General features: G+C 65.0%; 1 protein-coding gene. It reads left to right on the forward strand.

The genetic code is table 11. The features are described 5' to 3' along the window. Nucleotides 1–119: 119 nt before the first annotated feature. The coding region (locus F0Q45_RS26480; RefSeq protein ID WP_188113197.1) for a PPE family protein at nucleotides 120–660 on the forward strand (541 nt) is incomplete at its 3' end.

Here is a 660-nt window from a genome sequence, read left to right on the forward strand (position 1 = left end):
GTAAATACGGGTGTTTGTTGGGGGTTAGTCCTAGTGTCGCTGGGTGGGTAGCTGTGGTCGGCGGGTGTAACGCCGCTGGCTGCGTTGGAGAATATTCCGTATGAGGAGGGGCGGTTCTGATGAGTTTCGTGGTGTTGCCGCCGGAGGTTAATTCTTTGCGGATGTTTTCTGGGGCGGGATCGGCGCCGATGTTGGCGGCGGCGGCGGCGTGGTCGGGGTTGGCCGAGGAGTTGGGGTCGGCGGCGGCGGCGTTTGCGTCGGTGACTTCGGGGTTGGCGGGTGGGTCGGGTCAGGTGTGGCAGGGTCCGGCGGCTGCGGCGATGTTATCGGTGGCGGGTCCGTATGCGGGTTGGTTGAGTGCGGCGGCGGCGCGGGCTGCGGGTGCGGCGGTGCAGGCTAAGGCGGTGGCGGGGGTTTTTGAGGCGGCGCGGGCGGCGGTGATTCATCCGGTGGCGGTGGCTGCCAATCGGAATGCGTTTGTGCAGTTGGTGTTGTCGAATGTGTTTGGGCAGAATGCGCCGGCGATTGCTGCTGCCGAGGGTGTTTATGAGGAGATGTGGGCGGCCGATGTGGCGGCCATGGTTGGTTATCACGGTGGGGTGTCGGCAGCGGCTGCGCAGTTGGCTTCTTGGCAGGGCTCTTTGTCGAGTTTGCCGGGAC

The sequence above is a fragment of the Mycobacterium simiae genome (genome assembly GCF_008370645.1).
GTDB lineage: Bacteria > Actinomycetota > Actinomycetes > Mycobacteriales > Mycobacteriaceae > Mycobacterium > Mycobacterium simiae_A.